A 23,141-nucleotide genomic window follows, 5' to 3' on the forward strand; every position below is an offset into this window, starting at 1 on the left:
TTTTCCTCCGAGTGTTGTCGTTACAGCGGGCTAGGACAGGTTGGCGTGGCAGGCATGGGCCTTTCTGTTGGAACAGATCAGGTTGCCGTGCCACAGGATCTTCATGGACCGGCCGGCCGGCCCGGCCAGATCGACCCAGGGCTGGCGGGCGAAAAAGCCGTTCTGGTGGATGGCGAAGCCCAGATGGTTGGTGTTGACGGCAAAGACGTGGCCAGCCGGGCAGTAGTCGTCAGCGGCCAGGACCATGCCTTCGTAGACAAGATGGGCAAAACCGGCCTGGGCCACGCCGTCGTCGGTGACAAAACGCTGCTGCACTTGCAGGATGCGCGAGACTTTGTTGTAGAGCGACTCGGTGGTCACAGCCACGTTGGGCTTGCCGTCGCGGCCATCGGAGACCTTGGCGGCGCTGCGCAGGGCCTGCAGCACGTCCAGGCTCATGGTCTCGGGGGCGTCAATGGTCACGCCCCGCCAGGGCTTGGCTCCGTCGGAAGCCACCAGATCGTTTTCGGCAATGCCGCCGTAGGGCTTGTCCGCGTCGGAGCTGGTCAGGGCGCGCAGGCCGGTCAGGGTCGGGGCCTCGTCGCCGGCCGCGGAATAGAGGGTGGAGGCCAGCCAGCTCGAGCAAGTGCGCTGGGCCGTCTCGATCTTCTGGGTGACGAACTGGACCACGGCATAGTCGCCAGCCGCAGCCACCTCGTCGGTCAGGTAGACCGTGGCGTTGCCGTAGGCGTGCTTCCAGTTGAAGGCTGCGGCGTTGATGGTCGCCCGGTCGTCGCTGGAGAGCGTGTCGGCCCGGGTAAAAAAGCCGCCTTCGGCGTCGGAATAGGACAGGGGCACGCGAATCTTCTCGCCCCCGCCCGGCCGCTCGAACAGGCCGGCCTGCCGGTTCATGAGGAGATCCAGGAGAAAGGAGTTGCGGAAATAGATGTCCACGGCCCGGCCGCCGGCTGCGGCGAAATAATCGCTGGTGATGGACTCGATTTCGGTCAGGGAAAGCGACATAGGGTATCCTCCTTCGGGTTACAGGCCGGCGTTGCGGCGACGGGCGGCCATGCGGGCGGCCAGGACGGCGTTTATGCCGCCGAATTGTTCCGGTGCAGCCAGGTCCGCATCCGCGCCGGCCGTGCGGGCCTGGGCGGTTGCCGACGGCGATGCGCCAAGGGCAGCGGCCAGGCGTTTGGAGCGCACCCGTTCGATGGTGCGGGCCTCGGCCTCGGTCTCGGCTTCGGCCCGAGCCTTGGCCAATTCCTCGGCAGCGACCTGCTGTTGGGCGGACAGATGATGGGCGTAGTACGCGCCGACATCGTCAAGCAGTGGATTGTCGCGCTTCTGGGCGTCCAAAGCGCCGCTGGCCGCCAGTTCCCGGAAATCGGGATGACGCTCGGCAAACTGCTCGGCCAGCGCCATCCGCTCGGCCTCCTGGCGTCTGGCCGCAACCGCGTCGAGACGGGCCTCGACCAGATCGTCCAGACGCTTTTCCAGGTCGGCAAAAACCGACTCCAGGCCGGCGATGCCGGGGTCCGCGACCGCAGCGGTTCCGGGCTTGCCTGTGGCTTCTGATTCCATGGCCTCCCCTTTTTGGGATGTAGGTTGACGCGACAAGGCCCGGCACGCCTTTGCGCGCCGGGCCTTGTCACGGACACTGGTTGCGGGCCGGCTAGGGCATGAGATAGCTCCCCTCCCGCAGCAGGGTTTCAAAGCGCGCTGCCGTGGCGGGATAGTCGGCGTTGCGATCGGTCAGCGCCTTTTGGCCGGTCCGGCCAAGGCGCATGAGCATCCGTTCCAAGTCGGCCAAGGCAATGGCGGCATCAGCTGCCGGCCGGGCGTGGTAAAACGGCTTGGGCAAAGCTCCGCCCCGGGCCAGTTCACTGCGGCGGCGGCGATACCAGCCGTAGGCGTCGGCAGCTCCGTGAAAGCGCATAAGAGGGCCTCCGGCGGCCGGGGATGATCCCCCCGGACCCCTGCAAAGGGAAAAGTTTATAATGCGATGCGGCAGACGCCACAGACTGCCCCTGCACCCCATTGTCTTCCATAAGGGATTCCAAAGGGGTCACCCCTTTGGCCGCCGGAGGCACTCTTTATCTAAATATATCTCAGCGCTACACGCTGCCACGCCGGGTCTTGAAGCGTTCCAGGACTTCGCGGCCAACGGCCGGCGACGTCGTCACCCCGCGCCGGCCTTCGCCGTCTTCCAGAGGCCGGAGGCCTTCGCCGTGCATCCAGCGGCGGTAGTTGGCCCGGCTGGGATCGGCCAGAAAGGCCTGGACATGGGGTTTGTCCGAATCCTTCTCAGCCACGACAGCGACCGATTCCAGCCAGTCGGCATCGGCCCGATAGCCCCGGCCGACAGAAAGGAGCCGTTTGGCCGAGCCGCCGCACAGGCACGTTCCCTCCCCGGCGTCCATGGCGGCCATGGCCTCAAACGTCCGGCCGCAGACGCGGCAGGTGAAATCATAGAGCGGCATCGCATCCCCTTGGTGCTTGGCGTTTCGATACCCGTGCCCCGCATGGCGTCAGGCTGCCCCTGACCGGCCGGCCCACGGGCCTTCCGGACGGGCGCGACCAACTGCATTTGCCGGTTGCAGCCGGCTTAGGCCCCTCCCATGCTTCCCCCGCGCCCCGCCAAGGGGGTCCGGGGGGGATTATCCCCCCCGGCAGGGGAGTTCGAGGGGGCAGCGCCCCCTCGATTGGCCTCCGGCTCCAGGCGCGCCAGCACGGCGGCACGGCTGTTCCAGTCGAGCTTTTCCAGCAAATCCTGGCGGTCAATGGCCCCCATTTCGTACAGGGCCAGGGCTTCCTCGCGCTGCTGCACCCGGGAGACGGGCATGGTGGAGCCGGAAACGACGGTGAGTCGCGCCGGGACCCGGCAGTTGTGTCCGTAGATCGGTTCCACGATCACGGAGCCGTGCTCGGCAAAGCTGATCCAGCGTTCCTCGGTGTACCAGTTCTGCATGTGGCTTAAAAACATCCGGCCGCGTTCGCGCACCAGCCGGGAATAGTTTCGTATTTTGCCGCGAAGGAGGGTTGCGGCCTGTTCAATCAGCGCGGCAATGGCCTGGTAGGCCACGACCGGATGGTCCGGAGCGGCGGCGCGCTCCAGTTCGCCGATGCCGGCGATCTGGCTGAACAGTTCCCGGTAGATGCCAAGCACGCTTTCAATGTCCTTGGTGTTGTTGGCAAATTCCAGATAGCGAATGCCTTGGGCGGCAGCCATCGACGTCGGGTTGACGATGCCCTGGCGGTTGGTAAAGGCCGCGTTGGCCACGCCGGAATCCCGGGGATTGATGATCTTGGGCCTTGCACAGCGATCCTTATGATAGGTGAGTTGGGACAGGCACTTGTTGATTTCAAGCTGGAGTTCGGCCAACTGCTCGAAGTCGGACGCCCCCCACAGGCTGGCCGGGTCGGTCAGGGAATTGACCAGGGCAAAGGGATAGCGGTCGTAAAGGTAGCAGGCCATGGCCTGTTCCGGGGTCAGGGCCGGGTTGATCGAGGGGTTGGGCCGATCAGACAGGACCAGGCTGCCGGGACCGGCCACGGTGACGCAGCGGATGAACCCCGGATAGAGCGGCCCGGTTTCGGTCATGGTGTAGTCGCGCACCCAGCACTCGCACACAAGGGTCGTGTCCTGGCCAAATCCATCCCCGCCGCCGACCCCGGCCAAGGTCCGCACCAGTTCGCCAAAGCGGGCGAAAAGGCCCTGGCGACGCCCGTCGCCGAGCATGATTTCCCGCCGCCCGTCGCCAAGGTCGGCCAACATATCGGCGTCGCTTGTAAGCTTCCCGGCTGCTTCGGGCCAACGCCGTGCGACCTGGCGCAGGCTCATGGGGGTGAAATGGAGCACGGCTTCGGCTTCCTGAATGTCCAAGCAGTTGGCCGGATAGACGCCGAAAGCAAAGGGATCGACGGCAATCGTTCGCACCTCGCCCAGGCCGTATTCCAGGTCCGGATCGAAAACGACTTTCTCCACGGCCACGCCGTAGGTTTCGCCGTTTATGACCGACCGCTCGTAGACCGCCTGCTGCTCCTGCTCGCTCCACCACCAGGCGGCGGCCCGTTCCAGGACGGAAAACACCTGTTCGTCGCCGGCCGGGCCGACCCGACTGACGTTAAACGTCGGCTGGTTGTCCGTGAGCATATTGACGGTGCGCTGCCGGTGCAGATGCAGCAGGTTGGCCCCGAGCTGCGGCACGCCGGGTTGGGCCGGTCCCTGCCAGGTGCGGCCCTGGCCCAGACGGTAGTTGCGGGTCCAGGCGTCGGGCAAGCCCTGGCGGACCTTGTCGCGCACCACGGTTTCGAGCAATTCGAAGACGCGGCGGCCGACGAGATCGGGCGTTTCAGCGCTGGGCAAAAGCTGGTTGACGGCGTCGGACATCAGTTCCCCCGTTTGGCAGACGTGCGTTTGGCCTGGGCAGCCACGGGCCGGGGCAGTAAAAACTCGCCGGCATCGGTGGCAAGACTCCCCTGTCCGGCCGGATCGTAACCCTGGGGATGATGCCGGCAGTGGGGACAGCGCACCTCCTCCCAGGCGGCGTCAGGAACAAAGGGCGGCGCAAACCCCGGCGCAAGCGGTCCGAACCCGGCGCTGGCAAGCGGCAAAGACAGGCGGGCGGGGTCAAAGGCGGCAATGTCGGCATGGCAGAGTCGGCAGCGCAGGATCATGTTCGGCATCTCCTTTCGCGGCGGTTGTTCCCGCCGCCCTCAAGACCCATAAGTCCACGAATAGCGGCCTCAAACCAGCCAGTTTTTGTCCCGACGCGGCAATTTCCGGCCGATCTGGAGGAAATCTTCCCAGAAGGCCCCGGGGGGCCTGATTTCCATTGAGCCGGAAATCGCTTTGGGTTAATGGTATTTGAATTCTAATTTTGCCTCGGAGGAGACACCCTATGCTTGGCATGGAAAAGAAAGTCCGGGCTATGTACGGAGACGACGTCGAGAGCAAGGTCAACAACCCCATTGTCGCGGAGCGGGAAACCGCGAATTCGGCCCGGGCCGGCCTTGTCATCGGTCTTTTGGCCATTATCCTGGCGCTCGGCGTGTACGTGGCCCTGGACGCCAAAATGAGCGTGGTGGTTCAGTCTGTGGCCGACATGCCGGCCAAGGTTGCGGCCCTGGACGCCAAGGTTGCGGCGTTCGAAGGACTGCCGGCCAAAATGCGCAAACAGATGGTGGCTGATCGTCTGGCGGAAATGGCTGCCACGGCCGAGGCCTTGACGGCCGGACTGGATGCCGAGGCCCACAAAGCCGCCATGGCCAAGATTTCGGACATGGCCAAGCAGCTCAAGGCCGACGTGGCCAAGTAACGCGGCGCACAAGGAGGAGGATCATGGGCGACTTCATGCTGGGATTTTCCGACGGATACCATTCCATCGCGTTTGCAAGCGGCCTGGAGCCGGCCAGCCGCCAAGCCTTCTCCATCACCTCGCCCTCGGCGCTGCAGACGCAGGAGGCCGACGTGCCCAAGGCTGATCCGGCCCTGGCCGAGATCCGCACCGGCCGGCTCACCGACGTTGCGACCTGAGGTTTTTCGGACGCACAATAAAAACGGCCGCATCCGGAAGGATGCGCCGTTTTTATTGGAATCGCAAGGTCCCAAAACGAGCAACCCACTGGTTTGGAACGCTCCTTTTGCAACCGACCGGATTGGCAGCCCGCGCCCAAAACCCCTCGAAAAATCTCTCCCGTTGCGAGGTCCGGGGGGATCACCCCGGCCGCCGGAGCAACGGTGGTTCCCGTCAAGGGCAAACGCCGGCTGCTGCGGTCCCAGCCCTTTCGCGTCTTTTCTTGCGCAACTGCCGCTCTCCGGCTCCGCAACGTCCACCGTCAAATCAAACTTTCCCCAGGAGGGGATTCCAAAGGGACTCAGTCCCTTTGGCCGCCGGAGGCCTCTTCTGCCCCTGCCTCTGCCCTACTCCCGGCCCGCGCCCTCGTTCGCCGTCACGAACCGGGCATCAGAGCGGGTGGCGGCCACGGCGTCCTTGCGTCCGTCCAACCAGCCGCTGCGTACCGGCCCGGCCGGGGCGTCGAAGGCCGGGGCGTAGGGCTTGATGTCGAGCAGTGGCGTACCGTCCAGGACATCGATGCCGCGCACGGTCAGGACATTGCCAGCCACGGACACCACTTCCACCACCGACAGGCCGATGGGATTGGGGCGTTTAGGGGCGCGGGTGGCGAAAAGCCCGCGCGGCGTGTCGTCGAGATAGGGGGTCACCGTGGTCTTGAAACCGGTCGACTGGTGAAAGCAGTAGAGGAGGTAGACGTGGGAAAAGCCGTCCACATCGGCCAGGGCCGGGGCCAGATCAGCGTCCAGCACCACCTGTCCCAGGACCTCCCTGGCCCCGCCGGGCTGAATGGGCATGCCTTCCAGGGTCGTAAACGGGGAGTGAATAATCCCGATGGGACGCATGGCAATGGTCTCGGACATGAACTTCTCCTTGGCGGGACACGGCCTCAGTCGTCGGCCTCAAACGCCTCGCTGGCCCGGGAGACGCCGTAGGCAAAGGCCATGGCCGCAACACCGATAACCGGGGCATAATAGGCCGGTGCGGCCAGGGCGAACCGGATCAGCAGCGTGGCCAGAGCGAATCCGGAATTACGGAACACCGAATGAAAGGCCGGCTGGTAGGTGTGGGAAAGCAGCACGATGAAGATGTCGCTGAAGATAAGGACCGTATAAAAGACGGAAAAGAAGGCATGGATATTGCCGGAAACGACGCTCTCCCAGCCGATCCACAAGCCGTAGGAAAGAAAGAAAATCAGCAGGCAGAAGGCCAGGAACTTCTTGGTGGCCACAAACGGGTAGAGCCAGGGACCCTTGCGGCCCTGGGCGCGCTTGCGGTAGCGCCGGTAATAGAGGCCAAGCCCCAAAAACACCACCAATGCCCCGGCCCCATCGGCCAGCATGGGCAACAGGACATCCACGGCCTCGACCAGGACAATCGGCTCGTGCAGATGCACCAGTTCCTTGAAGGCGTCGCGCAGAAGGATCAGGCACAACACCTCGAACTGTTTGCCCAGTGATTTGGTCACGGAACAGGGCAACACGAAAATGAGGTCCACCACCTCCTGGATGAGCACCAGGGTAAAGGCCAGATTGATGGCGTAGAAGTGGGAGACGGGCGTCACCCGGGACAGCATCGGCGGCAGCAGGCCACGGATGTTGAGTTCAATGCCGAGCAGGCCGATCAGAAAGGCAACGACCTGGCTGACGGCCACGACACGCCGGGTTTTGGGGTGCTCCCAGAAGGAGTGGAGCGGATCGAAAAGGTCGGTGGCGAGTTCGTAAAATGTACTCATAATATATCCTAAGCAGGCTTATGCACCATGGTTGCCCGAAAGAAAAGCCCGGAGACGCCGGCTTGCTTGCCAGAAGACGCCTGTTCGTTCATAGAACTACATAGCCTTGTCAGCCGCTTCTGTTCCTCGCTGACGCACTTTATCCCCCTGTCCCGGAGAGGCCCCATGAAAAAAATGCGCGACTGGTCCATCAGCTTCAAGATTGCCATAGCGTTCATCGCCATGCTGACCGCCCTGTCGAGCTTCACCATGCTCTACTTCAGCTACGAGTTGGGCCAGTATCGGGAGCAAAACGGTCAGCTGCTGCGCACCAGACTGACGACCGAAGCCAGGGACCGCCAGCGCGAGGCCGTCAACCAGGCCTACGGCGTCGTCAACTACTTCTACGCGGTCTCCCAGGATGAGGCCGCACTGAAACAACGCGCCCACGATCATCTCAAAGGCGTGGTGGACGCGGTTCTCGGGCAGGCCAAGGCCTTCTATGACGCCAACAAAAATACCATGCCCCGGGAAGAAATCGAGGCACACATCAAGGAATTGGTGCGCAACGCCCGGTTCGACGACAATAATTACATCTGGATCAACGACATGACCCCGCGCATGGTCATGCACCCCAGCCAGCCGGCCATGGAAGGCAAGGACCTGTCCGGCTACCGCGATCCCAAGGGGACGCCCCTTTTCATGGACATGCTCAAGGTGGCCAAAGACAAAGGCCAGGGCATGGTGGCCTATATGTGGGACAAGCCCGGCACGAAAAATGATCCCAAACCCAAAGTGTCCTACGTGCGGCTGCTGCCGGAACTGGGCTGGATTTTCGGTTCCGGAGCCTGGATTGACGACGAAACAGCCCGGCTGCAGGCCGAAGCCAAAACGCAACTGTCCAAGATGCGCCTGCTCGACGGCAATTACTTCTTCATCTACGAAAATATCCGTCCCATCCCGCGCTTCCTCATGCACCCCATCCGGCCGGATTTCGACGGCAAGGTTTTCGACACGCCGCTGTTCGAACGGGCCACCGGCATGATGCCGGGGCTGGGTGCGCCAGAAGTCCCCTACCCGGCCGGCAAGACCAACATCGCCACGGCCATGGCCGACGCCGTGGCCGCCTCCGGCGAAGGCTTTGTCAGCTACACCTGGCCCAAACCCCTGCCCGGCGGCGGCGAGACCACGGAATCCTTCGCCAAACTCAGCTACGTCAAATTGTTCAAGCCCTGGAACTGGATCATCGGCATGGGCGACTACATCGACGGCATCGACCGCAACGTGGCTGCCGAAGCCGGGAAACTCAACAACGCCATCCGGGCCATCATTATCAAACTCGTCATCTTCTCGGCCGTCTTTCTCGTGGGCATGGCCGTCCTGTGCCTCGTTATGGTGCGACGCCTGCTCAACCGCCCGGTCTCGGCCATCGTGACCTATGCCGACAAGGTGGCCGGCGGCGATTTGAACGCCACCGTCGAAGCCGACCTATCGGCTGAAATGGCCAGCCTGTCCGCCTCCATCCACGCCATGGTGGACCACCTCAAAACCGAGCTGGAATTCGCCAAAGGCATTTTAAACTCCGTCACCCTGCCCTGCGTGGTCGCCGATCCCTCGGGCAAGATCACCCTGGTCAACCGCTGGCTGGCCCACTTCCTGGGCGAGAAAAAAGAACCCGAGGCCTACGTCGGCCGCGACATGCACGAGGTGTTCGCCCACCATGCCGTCGTGCCCAAGGTCCTTGGCGAGGTCATGTCCCGCCATGAGATCATGACCAACGTGGAATACGACGGCGCCTACGCCTGGGGTGAGCGGTTCTTCATCAAGATCGACGCCGCCCCCATTATCGACGATGCCGGCCGCATGCTCGGCGTGTTCGCCATGCTCGCCACCCTGACCAAGGTCAAACTGCAGCAGGAAGCCCTGGCTGAACAAAACCGGCTCATCGCCGCCGCCGCCAATACCGCCGAAGGGATCTCCGCCAAGGTCACGGGAAACGCCCGGGATCTGGCCCAACGCATCGAAAGCACCAACGAAGGCGTCTCCTACCAGCGCCAACGCACCATGGAGACCGCCACAGCCATGGAGGAAATGAACGCCACGGTCCTCGAAGTGGCCCAGAACGCCGGATTGGCCGCAGGCAGCGCCAATGAAGCCCAGACCCGGGCCCGCCAAGGCTCGGACATGGTGCGCCAGGTGGTGGCCGCCATCGAAGACGTCAAGAAAATGGCCGAAACCCTGCGACAAGACATGGCCGAACTCGGCAACACCGCTGAAAATATCGGGCAGGTCCTGGGGGTTATCTCCGATATCGCCGATCAGACCAACCTGCTGGCCTTAAACGCCGCCATCGAAGCCGCCCGGGCCGGCGATGCCGGCCGGGGATTTGCCGTGGTGGCCGACGAGGTGCGAAAGCTCGCCGAGAAAACCATGACCGCCACCCGCGAAGTCGGCCAGGCCATCACTGCCGTGCAACAGGCCGCCCGGCGCGGCAACCAGGAAACCATCCGGGCCGCCGAAGCCGTTTCCCGCAGCACTGAACTGGCCGGAAAGGCCGGTGAAGCGTTGGCGGCCATCGTCGGCATGGTCGAAAACACCGCCGATCAGGTCCGAGCCATTGCCACTGCCGCGGAACAGCAATCGTCCACGGCCACCGAAATCAGCCGGGCCACCGAAGAAGTCAGCCGCATCGCCGAAGACATCCGCGCAGGCATGGACGCCTCGATCGAAGCCGTGCGCGGCCTCAACGAAGAGGCCCAGGAACTCGGGGAATTGATCGAAAGCATGCAGACCGCAGCCCAGGACGAGCCTGACGCCAAGCCGGCCCGCCTGCCCGCATAGACCCATCACCAGCCCAAGGAGAATCACTCGTGGCCCGGATACTCATCGTCGACGACGCCGCCATCACCCGCACCATGTTGCGGAGCATTCTGGAAAAAGCCGGCCATCGGGTGACCGAAGCCGCCGATGGCGACGCCGCCCTGGCCGTCTTCCGCGAACAGCCCGCCCAGGCCGCCTTCGTCGATATTTTCATGCCCGGCAAGGAAGGCCTCGCCACCATCAAGGAACTGCTCGAAATAAGCCCCACCCTGCCCATCATCGCCATCAGCGCCGGCAGCACCTTCACCGACACCGAAACCCTGGGCTGGGCCAAAAGCTACGGAGCCAAATATACCCTGCCCAAACCCCTGGCCGCTGCCGCCGTCCTGGAGACACTCAAACAGATCTTCGGATAAACAAAGAAGACGCGAGCGTGAGTAGAAGCGGGGTGGCCACAGGCCACCCCGCTTCTACTCACGCTCGCACCAACCAATCGCACGCACTCCCCACTTCTCCCTTTGCAGGGGTCCGGGGGGATCATCCCCCCGGCCGCCGGAGGCCTCTTTTCGTCTCCGCTCTCCCCTCTCGCGCTCCCTAGCCCTGCATTGACTGCAGGACCCGGGCCTGGGCTTCTTCGGGACTGAGGCCGCGGGCGGCGGCGAAGGCGGCAAGGTTGTCTTCGGCATCGCAGGGCCGCAGGTAGAGCGGCTCGATGGCCGTAAAGCCATAGCTGGCCCGGGCGGCGGCAGCCAGGACGATCTGCGGGGCGGGTTCATGGTATTCGGGGCCGAGGATGGTGGCCAGGGGGGCGGTATTGAGGAAAACGTCCCGGGAGCGGGCAGCGCCTTCGCCGACCAGCCACAGCGGCCCAACGGCGGCGGCATCGGCCAGGCGTTCGGCGGCAGCGGCCACGGGCAGGGCCACGGGCGGTCCCATGGGCATGGGCGGACCGTCGGTCAGGAAGGTTTGCAGGTAGACGAATCCGGTGCGGGCGTAGGTGATGGCCACGAGGACGCCGGTGCCCTGTCCGGCGGCAGTGGCGGCCAGAAGCGGCAGGTAGTCCAGGCCGGCCATGGGCACGCCGCTGCCAAGCGACAGGCCAAGGGTGGTGGCCAGGGCAACGCGGATGCCGGTGAAGCTGCCGGGGCCGCGCACACAGGCGATGCCGCCGAGGCTGGCCGGGGCGACGCCGGCTTCGGCCAGCATTTCGCCGATGATCGGGATGAGTATTTCGGCGCTGCTGCCCGAGGTCACGGCCCGGCGATGCCAGAAGGCTTGGCCGGGCCGGCCGAGGGTGACGGCCAGTTGCGGCGTCACCCCGTTAATGACAAGGAGCGGCCCGCTTCCGGGCTGGGAAACGCCATCAGCCATTGATGAGACTCAGATTGCGCCGGATGTCGTTGACCGTGGCCAGGAGCATGAGGCCGATCAGGAAGGCCAGCCCGAGTTTGGTGGTGAGCTGGCGCATCCGTGGGCTGACGGGCTTTCGCATGATGATTTCGAGGGCGTAAAACAGCAGATGTCCGCCGTCGAGGACCGGAATGGGCAGGAGATTGAGCACGCCGAGGTTGACGCTGATGAGCGCAGCCAGGGCCACGACGTTGCCAAGGCCCTCGCCGGCCTGTTTGCTGACCATCTGGGCGATCATGATGGGACCGCCGATGCTGTCGAGCGGCACGACTCGCTCAATGAGCTTTAAAAGGCCGGTATAGGTGACGACAACGACATTCCAGGTCTGTTTGACGGCTTCCGTGGCGGCGGAACCAGCACCAAGGGGCACGGCCCGGGTCTTGCCCGAGGCTACGATGCCGACCAGGGGGACGCTTTCTTCTTCGCCAAAGAGGTTTTTGACGGTGCGCAGCGTCGGGGTCAGGGTGAAGGTGGCGTCTTTGCCGTCGCGGTTGACGGTGAGGGTGACGGGCTTGCCGTCGCTGCCCCGGATGGCGGTGGCCAGGGTATCCCAGTTGGGCACGGGGACGCCGTTGATATTGATGACGGTATCGCCGGCAACCAGACCGGCCGCGGCGGCGGGGCTGTCCTTTTGCACCTGTCCGACCACGGGCAGCACTTCAAAGCGGCCCTCGGCGGCGAGCAGTCCCCAGAAGAGCAACCAGGCCAGGAAGAAGTTGAACAGCGGTCCGGCGGCCACAACAATCATGCGCTGCCAGGCCGGGCGCAGGCGGAAGTGGGTTTCCGGCGGGAAATCATCTGGAGCGGTGTCGTCCGGGTCCTGGGCCACGAGTTGGACATAGCCGCCAAGGGGGATGGCGGAGAGGATGTAGCGTGTCTTGCCCCGGGTAAAGCCAAAGATTTTCGGCCCGAACCCCAGGGAAAAAGTGGTCACGCCCATGCCGAAGGCCCGGGCGGCGATGAAATGTCCCAGTTCGTGGAAAAAGATGAGGCCCCCAAGGACCAGAGCCACGGCAAGGATACTTTCGATCATGGGCACTCGCAAACGCCTGGGGACGGATCGTCCGGGCGTGGTGTTTGAGCGGCGGCCGGGTGGTGGGGAAATCCGACCACCAGCCCGCCGAATGGTAATAATAAGCCGGGATGGCGCAAAAGCAACTTATTGCCGCGTCCTGGCCCAGTCCGTGACCTCCCGGCGCACCTGGACATCGAGGTCCATGACGGCGGCGGCATCGGCCAGGGGCTGGCCGGCATGGGCGCTTAAGGCCTCGGCGATGGCCGCCGGGATGTCCATGAAGCGCAGGCGGCCTTTGAGGAAAAGATCCACGGCCACCTCGTTGGCGGCATTGAGGGCCACGGTGTGGCTGGGACCGCCGGCCAGGGCCTGCCGGGCCAGGCCCAGGCAGGGGAAATCGTCTTCGCGGGGGGCTTCGAAGGTGAGCGAAGCCAGGGCCACCAGATCCACCCGGGGCACGGACAGGGACCGCCGCCGGGGATAGCCCAGGCAGTAGGCAATGGCCACGCGCATGTCCGGGGGGCCAAGATGGGCCAAAAGCGATCCGTCGTGGAGCTGGGCCAGGGAATGGACGATGCTCTGGGGATGGACCACCACGTCCACCTGGGCCACGGGCAGGCCGTAGAGGCGGCAGGCCTCGATGACTTCCAGGCCCTTGTTCATGAGGGTGGCCGAATCCACGCTGATTTTAGGCCCCATGGACCAGTTGGGGTGATTAAGCGCCATGGCCGGGGTCACGGCTTCCAGGCACTCCCGGTCGGCACAGCGAAACGGCCCGCCCGAAGCGGTCAACACCAGCCGTTCGACCAGGGGCAGATCGGGCAGTCCTGCGCCGCCCAAGGCCTGGAAAAGGGCATTGTGTTCAGAATCGACCGGTAAAATCACGGCTCCGGAGCCGGCAGCGGCGGTGCGGATGAGATCGCCGGCCAGGACCAGGGATTCCTTGTTGGCCAGGGCCACGACCTTGCCGGCGGCCACGGCGGCCAGGGTCGGCGTCAGTCCGGCCGCGCCCACGATGGCCGAGACGACCAGATCGACTTCGGGCATGGCGGCCATGGCGGCGTAGCCCGGCGGTCCGACCAGGATGTCGGGGGAGTAGCCGGCCGGGAGCAGTGCGGCCAGGGCCTTGGCCCGCTCCTCGGTGAGGACGGCCAGGACGGCCGGGCGAAAGGCGCTGGCCTGTTCGGCCAGAAGCCGGACATTGGTCGCGCCGGCCAGGGCGAAAACCTCGTAGGCGTCGGGATGCTCGGCCGCGACCTTAAGCGTGCTCACCCCGATGGACCCGGTGGCTCCAAGCAGGGCCAGTCGACGACGGCGGCCGGTATCGGCGACGGTCAAAGCGGAAATATAGCCGGCCCCGTCAGCGCCGGAAGCGCTGGTCGGGGCGATCGGATGATCGACTGGAATCGGGGTCATGCGTCGCGTCGCGCCTTTGCCGGATCAGCGGCCCCGGGAGGGGCGATGCCGTACCGGCCGAGAATTTCGGTGACGCGGGCGGAAAGGTTGGTGCTGACCTTGCCGAGCGCCGCCAGATTGATGCACAGGTAGATATCCACTTTGTAGTTGGCGTATTCCCACAAACCGGCCAGGGACCGGGTCAGTTCCGGCTCGATTTGCAGCAGCCGAAGCTTTTCCTCAAGTTCGGCAGGATTTTTCGCCTTCCACAGGAGCATCTCGGGCTGCTCGGGGTCGTCGTCGAAGAACTGCTTGCGCCGGATCTTGTTCAAGCCGGCCTCGGCCAGCGCGTCCACTTCGGCCTTGGCGGCCCGGCGGGTCCGGGCGGATTTGATCTGGATGCGGGCGGCGTCGGCTTCGCCCTTTTCGCGCAACAGATGGGCGAAATCGAGTTCCATGATGTGTTCCAAGACGTTGCCCAATCGCTTGGCCTCGAAGTAGCCGGCGGCCTGGACGAGCCAGACGACTTCCTTGGCCGAGAACTCGCGCAAAGCCCGGGAAAAATCTTCACGCACCACCCGAAGCGACACCATGGCCCCCAGGCAAAGGGCTACCACCAGCTCGCCGAAACGTTCGCGGGCATCCTCGGCATCGACGGTTTCATCCAGCAGGGCGGTCCGGTAGTCGGCGGTCGTGGTGTCCATGGCCGCCACCCGGCTGGCGAACTGGAGTTCGTCGCGTTCCAGACGCTTGTCGCTGTCGCCCAGATCGGACCGCTGGCACAGGCTCAAGGCGGCTTCGGCATTGGCGCGGCCGTCTTCGGAGTCGACGGCGTCTTCAAAAGCGGTCTGGACGCGGGTTTTGGAGATGGCCTTGGTGGTGCCTTTGAGCTTGGAAAGCACGGCGTCGAAGGGATAGGCCACCATGAGGAGCTGGCCTTCGCGCAACAGCCGATAGCGTCGCTCGGTCAGAATATCGTCGTAGGCCCCGCGCACCTCTTCTTTGATAAAGCGGTCGATGTAGGCGCGCCAGTAGAGTTCGTCAAAGACCATGGTGGAGGTGATTTCTTCGATCTTCCCCAGGGAACTTTCGCCGAAATGGCGGATGACGGCGTCGCTGAAATTGTCTTTGACGAGGCTTGAGGCATAGACCGCGCCTTGCAGGCACTTGGCCAGGATGGTTTCCTGGCGCTCCAGGCGTTTGGCCAGTTTTTCCTGGGCAGCGGCGTCGCCCACGGCCTTGGCCTTGCCGTAGTGGTTGAGTTCCAGGAGATAGGCCGAAAAATGCTCTTTGATAAAGACGTGCCCGGGATGCAGGCCCTCGGCCCGGCGCAGCAGCATGTCCATGAGACTTTGCTGTTCGGTTTCAAGCAGGGGAAACTCATTGATGCGGCCGCGATTGGCTCGCAGAAATTCCAGAAAAACCCGCTCCTCCAGCACTTCCCGGCGGGCCTTTGCGGCCTTGAGTTCCTCCAGGCGTTCCAGGCAGGCGGCAAAGCGGCCGTCCCGGTCAAGCGGGGATGCGTCGTCCATGGTGTGGCGGCTCCTTTAGACCAGCCCGAGCAGGGACCGGCCGGCGGCGTAGAGCAGGATGGCGGGCAGCAATCCGTCCACGCGGTCGAGCAGGCCGCCGTGGCCGGGCAGGATCGTGCCGGAATCCTTGACCCCGGCAACCCGTTTGAGGGCAGACTCGAAGAAATCGCCGAACTGCGAAACCGCAGCCAGCACCGCGCCGGCCAGGGCCAGGGGGACGAAGGGGGCAGGGGTTGCGGCGGCGAACACGGCGGCAACGACAGCCCCGGCCGCCACCCCGCTCACCGAGCCGGCCCAGGTCTTGCCCGGGCTGACCGCCGGCCAGACCTTGGCCCCGCCCACGAGATGGCCGCCGTAGTAGGCCCCGGTGTCGGCGGCCATGACCACGGCCAGGACAAAAGCCGTTTCCAGGGGCGAAAACAGGGTCATAAGGCCCAGGGTCACGGGCACGTACAGCATGGCGGCCGCAAGCCGGCCCTGCGGCGGGGAGGGTTCCTGGCGAGCCGCGAAACGCCGCAGAAAATCGAATTGCTCGATCCAAAGCGCCCCGGCCAGCAGGCCGACCACGGCCGGCCACTGGCCCACAGCCAGGGCGGCCACGCAAAGCGCGCCCAGGAGATACCCGAGGGCTTCAAGGACCGGGCCGGGCCGGTCGGCCATGGCGAAAAACTCCCGCATGCCAAGGATAGAGGCAATCGCGATGAGCCCGGCCAGGGGCCAGCCGCCGCAAAGGACGGCCGCAGCCAGCACAGGCAGGCCCACGGCGGCGGTGAGAAGTCGTTTTTTTTGCGATATGGCTTGCATGATGGTTTCAGGCGGCCCGGTTGGGGCGCACAGGTTGTGTAGGCCATTTGCCGTACCAGGGCAACGTCTCAAGCCCGGGCAGCCCGACCCTCAGGCGTCTGCTTCCCACCAATTGACCGGCTCAAACGTCACGGGCATGACCCCGGCCAGTCCGGGCAGCACCGAGCCTTCAATCAGCTGCGACAACCGGCCGGCCAGATTTTTGTAATAGATGTCGCAGTCAACCAGAAACCAGGCATCGCCGTCGGCCAGGCCTTCGGTCACCACCATGATATACTCGAACCCCTGGCCGAACCGGGGTTGGCCATTGCCGGCGTCGGCGGCCTGGGCAAACCGGGCAAAGCGGTCGAACACGCCGGCGAGGGCCTCGCGGCGGGCCGGTGCGGGGTCGGGATCGGTCTGAAAGGTCAGGGTGATGTAGCCGGAACGGTCCGGCCGGACAAATTCGGCAATCTTGAGGACGCCCTCTTTGGCCGGGCCGCCATCGCCGAGATCGAGATGAAACCCGGTAAATCCGGCCAGTTTCTCATGGGCCTTGAGTTCCCGCAGTTGCCGCTTGAGGTCGATGACGCCATCGGACATGGGGGTCCCCCTCCGGTTTGGACGCGGTGGATGCACTGCTGCCGCCTTGTAAAAGCTTCCTTGGAGACGTATGCTTTTTTCATGTGTAGCGCCACTGGGTTCCCCTGCCATTGTCCCGGAGACCTTCGTTGAGGGCCAGGCCGCCCAAACAGCCGCCGGCCCTGGCCTGGACGCTGGGTTTTGTGGCCGCCTCGCTCCTGCCGCTGGCCGCCTGTCTGGCCGCCCTGGACCCGCAGGCCCGCACGGCCGGCGTCCTGGTTGCCGCGTTCCTGGGCCTCCTGACCGCTGTGGCCGGGGCGACGTTTCTGGTCCGGCGCATGGAGCAGCGCCTGTCTGTAGCCGAGCAGGAAGGCCGGTTGCTGCGCCGCCAGATTTTAACCCTCGGCAAACTGGCCGCCATCGGCGAAATGGCCGCTGGCGTGGCCCATGAGATCAACAACCCCGTGGCCATCATGATGGAGGAGGCGGGGCTTGTTTTGGACATCCTGGAAGACGACGCGCCCGCAAGCCCGGACGATCAGGCCGAAATCCGCCGCGCCCTGAACCAGATCCGGATCCAGGGGGCGCGGTGCAAAGACATTACCCACATGCTCCTGCCCATGGCCCGCAAGACCGACGACGCCCCGACAGCCATCGATCTCAGCGCCCTGGCCGGCGAAATGGCCGCCTTGTCGCAGCGGCGCGCCAGCCACGTCCAGGTGCGCCTTGTGACCGATCTGGCCACGGACGTACCGCCCGTGTCCGGTTCGGCGGCCCGGGTGCAGCAGGTTCTTTTAAATCTCATCAACAATGCCCTGGACGCCATGACCCCGGGCGGCGGCGAGCTGACCATCACCACCCGGCGCGTTGGCCATGGGGGCGAATTGCTCGTGTCCGACACCGGCCACGGCATCCCCGAAACGGTCATCGACCGGGTGTTTGAACCCTTTTTCACCACCAAGGCCCGCGGCAAAGGCACCGGACTTGGCCTGTCCATCAGCGCCGGCATCGTCCGTGAGCTTGGCGGCGACATCTCGGTGCGCTCCGTCCCAGGACAAGGCACGACCTTTCGCGTCGCGCTGCCGGCCTTTGCCGACCGGCCAACCCCGGCCCCTGCCGACGCTGCCCTGCCGGAGACTGCATGAACGCCACGGTCTTGCGCTTGCTGCTGGTTGACGACGAAGCGGGCTTTACCGAAGTGCTGGCCAAACGGCTGCGCCGCCGGGGCCTGGACGTCACCGTGGCCCAAAGCGGCAGCGAAGCCATGGAGGCCGTGGCCCAGGGCAGTTTTGACGCCGCAGTGGTAGATTTCAAGATGGCCGACATGGACGGGCTTGCCCTGCTCAAATGGCTCAAAAGCCAGATGCCGGGCCTGCCGGTCTTCATGTTGACCGGTCATGGCTCCGGGGAGGCGGCCCGGGAGGGCCTGGCGGCCGGAGCCGCCGACTACCTCATCAAACCCTGTGATTTACACGAACTGCTGGCCAAAATCGCTGCCGCGACCGGCCGGGAGATTGCCTCATGACCATAGGAAAAGGAGCGCCGCCTGTGGATGACGACACCGCCCGTTTCGACGCCCGGGCTGCGGCCTGGGACGCCAATCCCTTTCGTTTCAAACTGGCCCGGGACATTGCCCAGGCCATGACCGCTGCCGGGATCTTCCGCCAGCCCATCGCCTGCGCCCTGGATTTCGGCTGCGGCACCGGGCTTTTGACCTTGGAACTGGCCGAGCGGGCCGGACAGGTCACGGGCTTGGACACCTCGGACGGCATGTTGGCCGAGCTGTCGGCCAAGATCGAACGGGCTGGCCTTGGCAATGTCGGCGTTCTCAAAGCCGATCTGGCGGCCGGCGATCCCCTGCCCGGCAACTACGACCTTGTGGCCAGCGCCATGGCCCTGCACCACGTGCCCAAGCCCGAGCCGGTGCTCAAACGCCTGTTTGCCGCGCTGGCCCCGGGCGGCGCCCTGGCCCTGGCCGACCTTGACAGCGAGGGCGGGTTTTTTCACGACGACAACGCCGGGGTCTACCACCACGGCTTCGACCGCATTGATCTGGCCGACATGCTGGCCGGCATCGGCTTTACCGGCATCGACGCCGCCACGGCCGCCGCCATCGAAAAGCCCGGCAAAAACGGCGCACCCAAGGCGTTTACCGTCTTTTTGATGACCGCCCGCAAGCCGGTCTGATCCGGCCCCAGCCCGGCATTCCCCGGATGTTCCCGAACCGGCCCTGGCCTGCACGGAAACAGTGCGGGCCAGGGCCGGTCCCAGGCATCGCCAGAGCGCACGGGACGACTCAGGAACCGGCCGCCGTCCCGCCGGCCCCGGCCGGGGCGTCGGGCAGCGGCGGCGGCAGGGCGGGCTGACCGGACTGGCCTTCCGCCGGCCGTTCCGACCCGGCCGGAGCCGGCTGCGCGTCGTTTGGCCCACTGTCGGCCGGTTGTGACTCCAGGCCAGCCGGAACCTCGGTTGATGGCGGGGCCGGGGCCGCCGCCGGCGATGGGGCCGGTTCGCTGCCTGCCGGCGAAGCTGGCGTCGGTTCCCCTGTTTTCCCTCCGCCATCGCTCGTCCCGGTTTTGGCTGGCGCGCTCCCGGCCGGCTCGGTCCCCAGGGTCTGGGGAGCGGTCGGGGCCGGGCCTGCAGGCGGCGTCGTCTCGCGCAAAAGCTCCGAGTCGCCGCCCTCCCCGGCTCCACCCGGCTGTTGCCCGCCGCCGGACACCGTGCCGCGCAGGGACTGGGAACCGGTCTCGCCGGCCAGAAGCGGCACATCGGCCACAATGATGTCCACCCGACGGTTCTCCTGCCGGCCTTCGGGCGTGGCATTGCTGGCCACAGGCTGATAAAAGGCCCGGCCCATGGCAGTGAAGCGTTCCGGCACAAGCCCGCTTGTCTCGGAGAGATGGCGGATCACGGAGGCGGCCCGGGCGGCGGACAACTCCCAGTTGGAGGGATACAGGGCGGAATGAATGGGCATGTTGTCGGTATGCCCGACCACGTAGATGCTCTTGCCCTTGACCTTGGCCAGCACGGTCCCGACCCGACTCAGGATATCGCGGCCCTTGGGCATGATCTCGGCGCTGCCCGAAGCGAAAAGGATCTTGTCCACAAAATTGATTTCGAGCTTTTCCCGGAACTGGCGCACCCGGATATCCCGGCTGTCCACCTCGCCGCGCAGATCAGCCACCAGGGCGTCGTAGGCGGTCTGCAATTCCTCGGTCTTGCGTTCGAGGTCCTTGGCCCTGGTTTCGGCCTTGCGCTCTTCCACCTTGGATTGAAACAACTGTCTGGTAAGATTTTCGAGGGCTTCCGGAACCCCCTTGCGGTGGTACAGGGAATTGGCCAGATAGGCGGTCAACCCCACCGGGAGCAGAACCAGGATCACCATGAGCACTTTGAGCATCCGTCCACGCATAGAGGCCTCCAGAAAAAGCCGTGCTGCCGACGGCCTGTCATGCGGACTTGTGCGACCGGCCCGGCCCCATGCCCTGATCGGTCAGCCCCAGTCTTACCCGCTATCCCCCCAAAAGGCCACCGCCCCGGCCTTTGTCACAATCCCGCCCCGGCAAGGCGGGCGGCCATGAAGGGCGATGCCTGGTTTGCCGGGGCCGGCCCGGCCGGCGACGCCGCCACCCGGGATTGGCCCCGGACCTTTGCCGCCCCGGTCTGGAGCGGCCTGGCCCACAGCCTGAAAGAGGTCCTGCCGCTTCTTCGGGCCGCCCTGGCCGAGCAGGAGCGCGGCCGTTGGCTGGTGCTGGCCCTGGCCTACGAAGCGGCTCCGGCCTTTGACGCCTGCCTCCCGGTCCATGCCCCGACCGGGGAGCCGCTCGCCTTTGCCGCCGCCTACGACGCCCCCTTGCCGGCCAAGCCCCTGACCCAGGCCGGCCCGCCCACTGCCGCGCCCTGGACCCCTGGCCTGTGCCGCGAGGCCTACGACCGGGCCATCGCCGCCATCCAGCGGCACATCGTCCTTGGCGAGTGCTATCAGGTCAATTACACCTTTCCCCTGGAAAGCCGCTTGGCCGGCGACCGGGACGCCTGGTTTGCCGCCCTGGCCGCCCGGCAGCAGGCTGCCCTGTGCTGCCGCCTGGATCTGGGCGAACAGTCGTTGCTGTCGTTTTCGCCGGAGCTTTTTTTCAAGCGCCAGGGCGAACAGGTTACCGTTCGGCCCATGAAAGGCACCCTGGCCCGCGGCGTCACGCCCGAATCTGACGCCGGACAGGCCGCCGCCCTGGCCGCCTGTCCGAAAAACCAGGCGGAAAACCGCATGATCACCGATCTCGTGCGAAACGACCTGGGCCGCATCGCCCGGCCGGGCAGCGTGGTCGTCAGCGACCGCTTTGCCGTGGAGCCCCTGGGCGCAGCCTGGCAGATGACCACAACCGTCACAGCCGCCGTGCCCCGCAGCCTGGACCTTATCACCGTCCTGGCCGCCCTTTTCCCCTGCGGCTCCATCACCGGCGCGCCCAAGCGCAGCGCCATGGACGCCATCCGCCGCCTCGAACCATTTCCCCGGGGCTTTTACACCGGAGCCATCGGCTGGGTGGCCCCGGACGGCGAGTGCCTGTTTAACGTGGCCATCCGCACCGTCACCCTGCGTCACGCCGACGGCCGTTGCCGCTTTGGCGTCGGCGGCGGCATCACCCATGATTCCCGCCCTGCCGAGGAATACGCCGAATGCCGGACAAAGGCCCGGTTTCTGACCGACCCGCCGCCCGATTTCGCTCTGCTGGAGACGCTTCGCCTGGACAACGGCCGTTATTCATTTCTGGCGGAACACCGCGCCCGGCTGGCTGCCTCGGCCCGGACCCTGGGCTTTCCCCTGGACGACCGGGCCATCGACGCCGCCCTGGCCCGGGCCGAGCAGGAGGCGGCCGGCCAGTGCCGCCGGGTGCGCCTGCTCCTGGCCGCCTGCGGCCAGGCGACAACCGAGTCCTTCCCCCTGCCGGGCAGGCTCACCCGACCGGCCCGGCTCGGCCTGTGCCCCGATCCGGTCGCCGCCAACGACCCGACCCTTTTTCACAAAACCACCCGGCGGGAGCGCTACGACCACGCCCTGGCCGCCCGCCCGGATTGCGACGACGTGCTCCTGGTCAACACCAGGGGTGAGGTTACGGAAAGCTGCCGGGCCACGGTAGTGGTCCGCCTTGGCTGCCGCCTGCTCACCCCGGCCCTGTCCTGCGGCCTGCTTCCCGGCGTCTACCGGGCGCGGCTGCTGGCCCGGGGCGTCCTTACCGAGGCGATTCTCACCCCGGACGATCTGGCCCGGGCCGAGGGGCTGTGGCTGGTCAATTCCCTGCGCCTGTGGACCCCGGCCGTCCTGGTCCGGCCCGTGGCCGCTTTGTCCTGACCGGCCGCCAAAAAATAGCGGACGGCCAGTCCCAAACACCACACCCCCGGCCCCCTGGCCGCCTCTCGACGCAGCCCAGGCGATCTGCTAGCCTCGGGCTACATTATCCGAAAGGAGTCTGGTATGGATATCGAGGCTGTTTGCGGCAAATCCGTTCCGTTTTTCAAGATGCAGGGCTGCGGCAATGATTTCGTGTTTGTGGACAACCGCGCGCTGGAGATCGATCCGGCGGCCATGCCCGAGCTCGTCATCCCGGTGTGTCGCAAAGCCTTTGGCGTCGGAGCCGACGGCATGATCTTTTTCGACCACGCTCCGGCCGATTCCGGACTGGCCTACATCTGGCATTTTTTCAATGCCGACGGCTCCCGGGCCGAGATGTGCGGCAACGGCTCGCGCTGCGCCGCCCGGCTCGCCTGGATGCTCGGCATCGCCCCGGCCAGCCATGTGTTCGGCACCGATGCCGGTCCCATCGAGGCCGAAGTCGACGTGGATTCCAATCAGGTGACGGTGCAGCTGACCCCGCCCAAGGATCTGCGCCTCAACATGGAAATCGAGATCGACCGCCGGCCCTTTCACCTGCACTCGGTCAACACCGGCGTGCCCCACGTGGTCGCCGTCATGGATCATATCGAGATGGTCGAAGTCTGGAAGCTCGGCCGGGCCATCCGCCAGCATCCGGCCTTTGCCCCGGCCGGGACCAACGTCAATTTCATTGCCTCGGAAGAACACGGCAGCCTGTCGCTTCGCACCTACGAGCGCGGCGTGGAAGACGAGACCTATGCCTGCGGCACCGGGGCCGTGGCCTCGGCCATCATTGCCCGGGAACTGGGCATGACCGGCGAGGAGACGGAAATCACCACCACCGGCGGCGAAGTGCTCGGCGTCATCCTGCGCGACGGCAAGACCTATCTGCGCGGCGCGGCGGAACTGGTCTTTCAGGGCGAGTTTTACCCGCAAAGTCTGGGGATCGATACCGAATGAT

24 protein-coding genes are annotated in these 23,141 nt (G+C 65.4%); 9 read left to right on the top strand and 15 right to left on the bottom strand.

From position 1 onward, the window contains the following. Nucleotides 1-30: 30 nt before the first annotated feature. The 6 genes from NY78_RS12325 to NY78_RS12350 all read right to left on the bottom strand — a co-directional run bounded on the left by NY78_RS12325 (nt 31) and on the right by NY78_RS12350 (nt 4,662). Nucleotides 31-1,002, bottom strand: a complete 972-nt coding sequence (locus NY78_RS12325; protein ID WP_043636295.1) for a phage major capsid protein — start codon at nt 1,000-1,002, stop codon at nt 31-33. Between the two features lie 18 nt (nt 1,003-1,020). Further along, complete coding sequence (locus NY78_RS12330) at nt 1,021-1,566, bottom strand: hypothetical protein (protein ID WP_043636298.1); 546 nt, start codon at nt 1,564-1,566, stop codon at nt 1,021-1,023. A 91-nt stretch (nt 1,567-1,657) separates the two neighbouring features. After that, nucleotides 1,658-1,921 (bottom strand): hypothetical protein, encoded by a 264-nt coding sequence (locus NY78_RS12335; RefSeq protein ID WP_043636301.1) that lies wholly within the window; start codon nt 1,919-1,921, stop codon nt 1,658-1,660. A 178-nt stretch (nt 1,922-2,099) separates the two neighbouring features. Further along, entirely contained in the window at nt 2,100-2,465 is a 366-nt protein-coding gene (locus tag NY78_RS12340; RefSeq protein ID WP_043636305.1) for a zinc ribbon domain-containing protein, read from the bottom strand. A 125-nt stretch (nt 2,466-2,590) separates the two neighbouring features. Then, entirely contained in the window at nt 2,591-4,375 is a 1,785-nt protein-coding gene (locus NY78_RS12345) for a hypothetical protein (RefSeq protein ID WP_043636308.1), read from the bottom strand. Further along, on the bottom strand, nt 4,375-4,662 hold the full coding sequence (locus tag NY78_RS12350; protein WP_043636311.1) for a hypothetical protein: 288 nt from the start codon (nt 4,660-4,662) through the stop codon (nt 4,375-4,377). Before NY78_RS12350 ends, NY78_RS12345 begins: the two co-directional genes overlap by 1 nt. A 224-nt stretch (nt 4,663-4,886) precedes the next feature. Between NY78_RS12350 and NY78_RS12355 the strand changes: the two genes are divergently transcribed. Both NY78_RS12355 and NY78_RS12360 read left to right on the top strand, forming a co-directional pair. Beyond that, nucleotides 4,887-5,303, top strand: a complete 417-nt coding sequence (locus NY78_RS12355) for a hypothetical protein (protein WP_043636314.1) — start codon at nt 4,887-4,889, stop codon at nt 5,301-5,303. A gap of 23 nt (nt 5,304-5,326) precedes the next feature. Continuing rightward, nucleotides 5,327-5,521 carry a hypothetical protein gene (locus tag NY78_RS12360; protein ID WP_043636317.1) on the top strand — a complete coding sequence of 65 codons (195 nt, stop codon included), beginning with the start codon at nt 5,327-5,329 and terminating at the stop codon, nt 5,519-5,521. A 387-nt stretch (nt 5,522-5,908) separates the two neighbouring features. On the opposite strand, the gene tsaA is transcribed toward NY78_RS12360, so the two are convergent. Continuing rightward, the gene (gene tsaA, locus NY78_RS12365) at nt 5,909-6,424 is read right to left on the bottom strand and encodes a tRNA (N6-threonylcarbamoyladenosine(37)-N6)-methyltransferase TrmO (protein ID WP_043636319.1); all 516 of its coding nucleotides are present in this window, start codon (nt 6,422-6,424) and stop codon (nt 5,909-5,911) included. A gap of 26 nt (nt 6,425-6,450) precedes the next feature. After that, nucleotides 6,451-7,296 carry a hypothetical protein gene (locus NY78_RS12370; RefSeq protein WP_043636321.1) on the bottom strand — a complete coding sequence of 282 codons (846 nt, stop codon included), beginning with the start codon at nt 7,294-7,296 and terminating at the stop codon, nt 6,451-6,453. A 165-nt stretch (nt 7,297-7,461) separates the two neighbouring features. Here NY78_RS12370 and NY78_RS12375 point away from each other — a divergent pair, with 165 nt between their 5' ends. Continuing rightward, nucleotides 7,462-10,116, top strand: a complete 2,655-nt coding sequence (locus NY78_RS12375; protein WP_043636323.1) for a methyl-accepting chemotaxis protein — start codon at nt 7,462-7,464, stop codon at nt 10,114-10,116. Nucleotides 10,117-10,145: 29 nt separating this feature from the next. Continuing rightward, nucleotides 10,146-10,511 (top strand): response regulator, encoded by a 366-nt coding sequence (locus tag NY78_RS12380; RefSeq protein WP_043636325.1) that lies wholly within the window; start codon nt 10,146-10,148, stop codon nt 10,509-10,511. 178 nt (nt 10,512-10,689) lie between these two features. Here the strand turns inward: NY78_RS12380 and tsaB are convergent, their stop codons facing one another. The 6 genes from tsaB to NY78_RS12410 form a co-directional block, all read right to left on the bottom strand. Continuing rightward, nucleotides 10,690-11,466 (bottom strand): tRNA (adenosine(37)-N6)-threonylcarbamoyltransferase complex dimerization subunit type 1 TsaB, encoded by a 777-nt coding sequence (tsaB, locus tag NY78_RS12385; protein WP_043636326.1) that lies wholly within the window; start codon nt 11,464-11,466, stop codon nt 10,690-10,692. Continuing rightward, nucleotides 11,459-12,538: an RIP metalloprotease RseP gene (rseP, locus tag NY78_RS12390; RefSeq protein WP_043636329.1), complete on the bottom strand. Its 1,080-nt coding sequence runs from the start codon at nt 12,536-12,538 to the stop codon at nt 11,459-11,461. The genes tsaB and rseP overlap by 8 nt, the downstream gene beginning before the upstream one ends. Before the next feature lie 126 nt (nt 12,539-12,664). Then, nucleotides 12,665-13,936, bottom strand: coding sequence for a 1-deoxy-D-xylulose-5-phosphate reductoisomerase (dxr, locus tag NY78_RS12395; protein ID WP_043636330.1), 1,272 nt, complete (start codon nt 13,934-13,936; stop codon nt 12,665-12,667). After that, a complete protein-coding gene (locus NY78_RS12400; RefSeq protein ID WP_043636333.1) occupies nt 13,933-15,447 on the bottom strand; it encodes a hypothetical protein in 1,515 nt (504 codons plus the stop codon). Before NY78_RS12400 ends, dxr begins: the two co-directional genes overlap by 4 nt. 15 nt (nt 15,448-15,462) lie before the next feature. Continuing rightward, a complete protein-coding gene (locus NY78_RS12405) occupies nt 15,463-16,251 on the bottom strand; it encodes a phosphatidate cytidylyltransferase (protein ID WP_043636334.1) in 789 nt (262 codons plus the stop codon). A 90-nt stretch (nt 16,252-16,341) separates the two neighbouring features. Next, nucleotides 16,342-16,833 (bottom strand): hypothetical protein, encoded by a 492-nt coding sequence (locus NY78_RS12410; RefSeq protein ID WP_043636337.1) that lies wholly within the window; start codon nt 16,831-16,833, stop codon nt 16,342-16,344. 128 nt (nt 16,834-16,961) lie between these two features. On the opposite strand from NY78_RS12410, the gene NY78_RS12415 reads away from it, so the two are divergent. Genes NY78_RS12415 through NY78_RS12425 form a run of 3 tightly spaced genes read left to right on the top strand, consistent with a single transcriptional unit; the run spans nt 16,962 to nt 18,999 of the window. After that, nucleotides 16,962-17,957: a sensor histidine kinase gene (locus NY78_RS12415; protein WP_047960172.1), complete on the top strand. Its 996-nt coding sequence runs from the start codon at nt 16,962-16,964 to the stop codon at nt 17,955-17,957. Then, entirely contained in the window at nt 17,954-18,337 is a 384-nt protein-coding gene (locus tag NY78_RS12420; protein ID WP_043636339.1) for a response regulator, read from the top strand. The genes NY78_RS12415 and NY78_RS12420 overlap by 4 nt, the downstream gene beginning before the upstream one ends. Then, on the top strand, nt 18,334-18,999 hold the full coding sequence (locus NY78_RS12425) for a class I SAM-dependent methyltransferase (protein ID WP_231583982.1): 666 nt from the start codon (nt 18,334-18,336) through the stop codon (nt 18,997-18,999). The genes NY78_RS12420 and NY78_RS12425 overlap by 4 nt, the downstream gene beginning before the upstream one ends. A 109-nt stretch (nt 19,000-19,108) precedes the next feature. Here the strand turns inward: NY78_RS12425 and NY78_RS12430 are convergent, their stop codons facing one another. Next, nucleotides 19,109-20,224 (bottom strand): OmpA/MotB family protein, encoded by a 1,116-nt coding sequence (locus NY78_RS12430; protein WP_043636345.1) that lies wholly within the window; start codon nt 20,222-20,224, stop codon nt 19,109-19,111. 165 nt (nt 20,225-20,389) lie between these two features. Here NY78_RS12430 and NY78_RS12435 point away from each other — a divergent pair, with 165 nt between their 5' ends. Together NY78_RS12435 and dapF are read left to right on the top strand one after the other, a co-directional pair. Then, on the top strand, nt 20,390-22,159 hold the full coding sequence (locus NY78_RS12435; protein ID WP_043636348.1) for a chorismate-binding protein: 1,770 nt from the start codon (nt 20,390-20,392) through the stop codon (nt 22,157-22,159). Between the two features lie 123 nt (nt 22,160-22,282). After that, the gene (gene dapF / locus NY78_RS12440; protein ID WP_043636350.1) at nt 22,283-23,140 is read left to right on the top strand and encodes a diaminopimelate epimerase; all 858 of its coding nucleotides are present in this window, start codon (nt 22,283-22,285) and stop codon (nt 23,138-23,140) included. The last annotated feature ends 1 nt before the right edge of the window (nt 23,141 follow it).

Origin of the sequence: Desulfovibrio sp. TomC, from assembly GCF_000801335.2 — a bacterium.
GTDB lineage: Bacteria > Desulfobacterota > Desulfovibrionia > Desulfovibrionales > Desulfovibrionaceae > Solidesulfovibrio.

Coding starts and splice junctions, on each gene's coding strand:
- NY78_RS12325 (WP_043636295.1), bottom strand. CDS start 1,002: ATGTCGCTTTCCCTGACCGAAATCGAGTCCATCACCAGCGATTATTTC.
- NY78_RS12330 (WP_043636298.1), bottom strand. CDS start 1,566: ATGGAATCAGAAGCCACAGGCAAGCCCGGAACCGCTGCGGTCGCGGAC.
- NY78_RS12335 (WP_043636301.1), bottom strand. CDS start 1,921: ATGCGCTTTCACGGAGCTGCCGACGCCTACGGCTGGTATCGCCGCCGC.
- NY78_RS12340 (WP_043636305.1), bottom strand. CDS start 2,465: ATGCCGCTCTATGATTTCACCTGCCGCGTCTGCGGCCGGACGTTTGAG.
- NY78_RS12345 (WP_043636308.1), bottom strand. CDS start 4,375: ATGTCCGACGCCGTCAACCAGCTTTTGCCCAGCGCTGAAACGCCCGAT.
- NY78_RS12350 (WP_043636311.1), bottom strand. CDS start 4,662: ATGATCCTGCGCTGCCGACTCTGCCATGCCGACATTGCCGCCTTTGAC.
- NY78_RS12355 (WP_043636314.1), top strand. CDS start 4,887: ATGCTTGGCATGGAAAAGAAAGTCCGGGCTATGTACGGAGACGACGTC.
- NY78_RS12360 (WP_043636317.1), top strand. CDS start 5,327: ATGGGCGACTTCATGCTGGGATTTTCCGACGGATACCATTCCATCGCG.
- tsaA (WP_043636319.1), bottom strand. CDS start 6,424: ATGTCCGAGACCATTGCCATGCGTCCCATCGGGATTATTCACTCCCCG.
- NY78_RS12370 (WP_043636321.1), bottom strand. CDS start 7,296: ATGAGTACATTTTACGAACTCGCCACCGACCTTTTCGATCCGCTCCAC.
- NY78_RS12375 (WP_043636323.1), top strand. CDS start 7,462: ATGAAAAAAATGCGCGACTGGTCCATCAGCTTCAAGATTGCCATAGCG.
- tsaB (WP_043636326.1), bottom strand. CDS start 11,466: ATGGCTGATGGCGTTTCCCAGCCCGGAAGCGGGCCGCTCCTTGTCATT.
- rseP (WP_043636329.1), bottom strand. CDS start 12,538: ATGATCGAAAGTATCCTTGCCGTGGCTCTGGTCCTTGGGGGCCTCATC.
- dxr (WP_043636330.1), bottom strand. CDS start 13,936: ATGACCCCGATTCCAGTCGATCATCCGATCGCCCCGACCAGCGCTTCC.
- NY78_RS12400 (WP_043636333.1), bottom strand. CDS start 15,447: ATGGACGACGCATCCCCGCTTGACCGGGACGGCCGCTTTGCCGCCTGC.
- NY78_RS12405 (WP_043636334.1), bottom strand. CDS start 16,251: ATGCAAGCCATATCGCAAAAAAAACGACTTCTCACCGCCGCCGTGGGC.
- NY78_RS12410 (WP_043636337.1), bottom strand. CDS start 16,833: ATGTCCGATGGCGTCATCGACCTCAAGCGGCAACTGCGGGAACTCAAG.
- NY78_RS12420 (WP_043636339.1), top strand. CDS start 17,954: ATGAACGCCACGGTCTTGCGCTTGCTGCTGGTTGACGACGAAGCGGGC.
- NY78_RS12425 (WP_231583982.1), top strand. CDS start 18,334: ATGACCATAGGAAAAGGAGCGCCGCCTGTGGATGACGACACCGCCCGT.
- NY78_RS12430 (WP_043636345.1), bottom strand. CDS start 20,224: ATGCGTGGACGGATGCTCAAAGTGCTCATGGTGATCCTGGTTCTGCTC.
- NY78_RS12435 (WP_043636348.1), top strand. CDS start 20,390: ATGAAGGGCGATGCCTGGTTTGCCGGGGCCGGCCCGGCCGGCGACGCC.
- dapF (WP_043636350.1), top strand. CDS start 22,283: ATGGATATCGAGGCTGTTTGCGGCAAATCCGTTCCGTTTTTCAAGATG.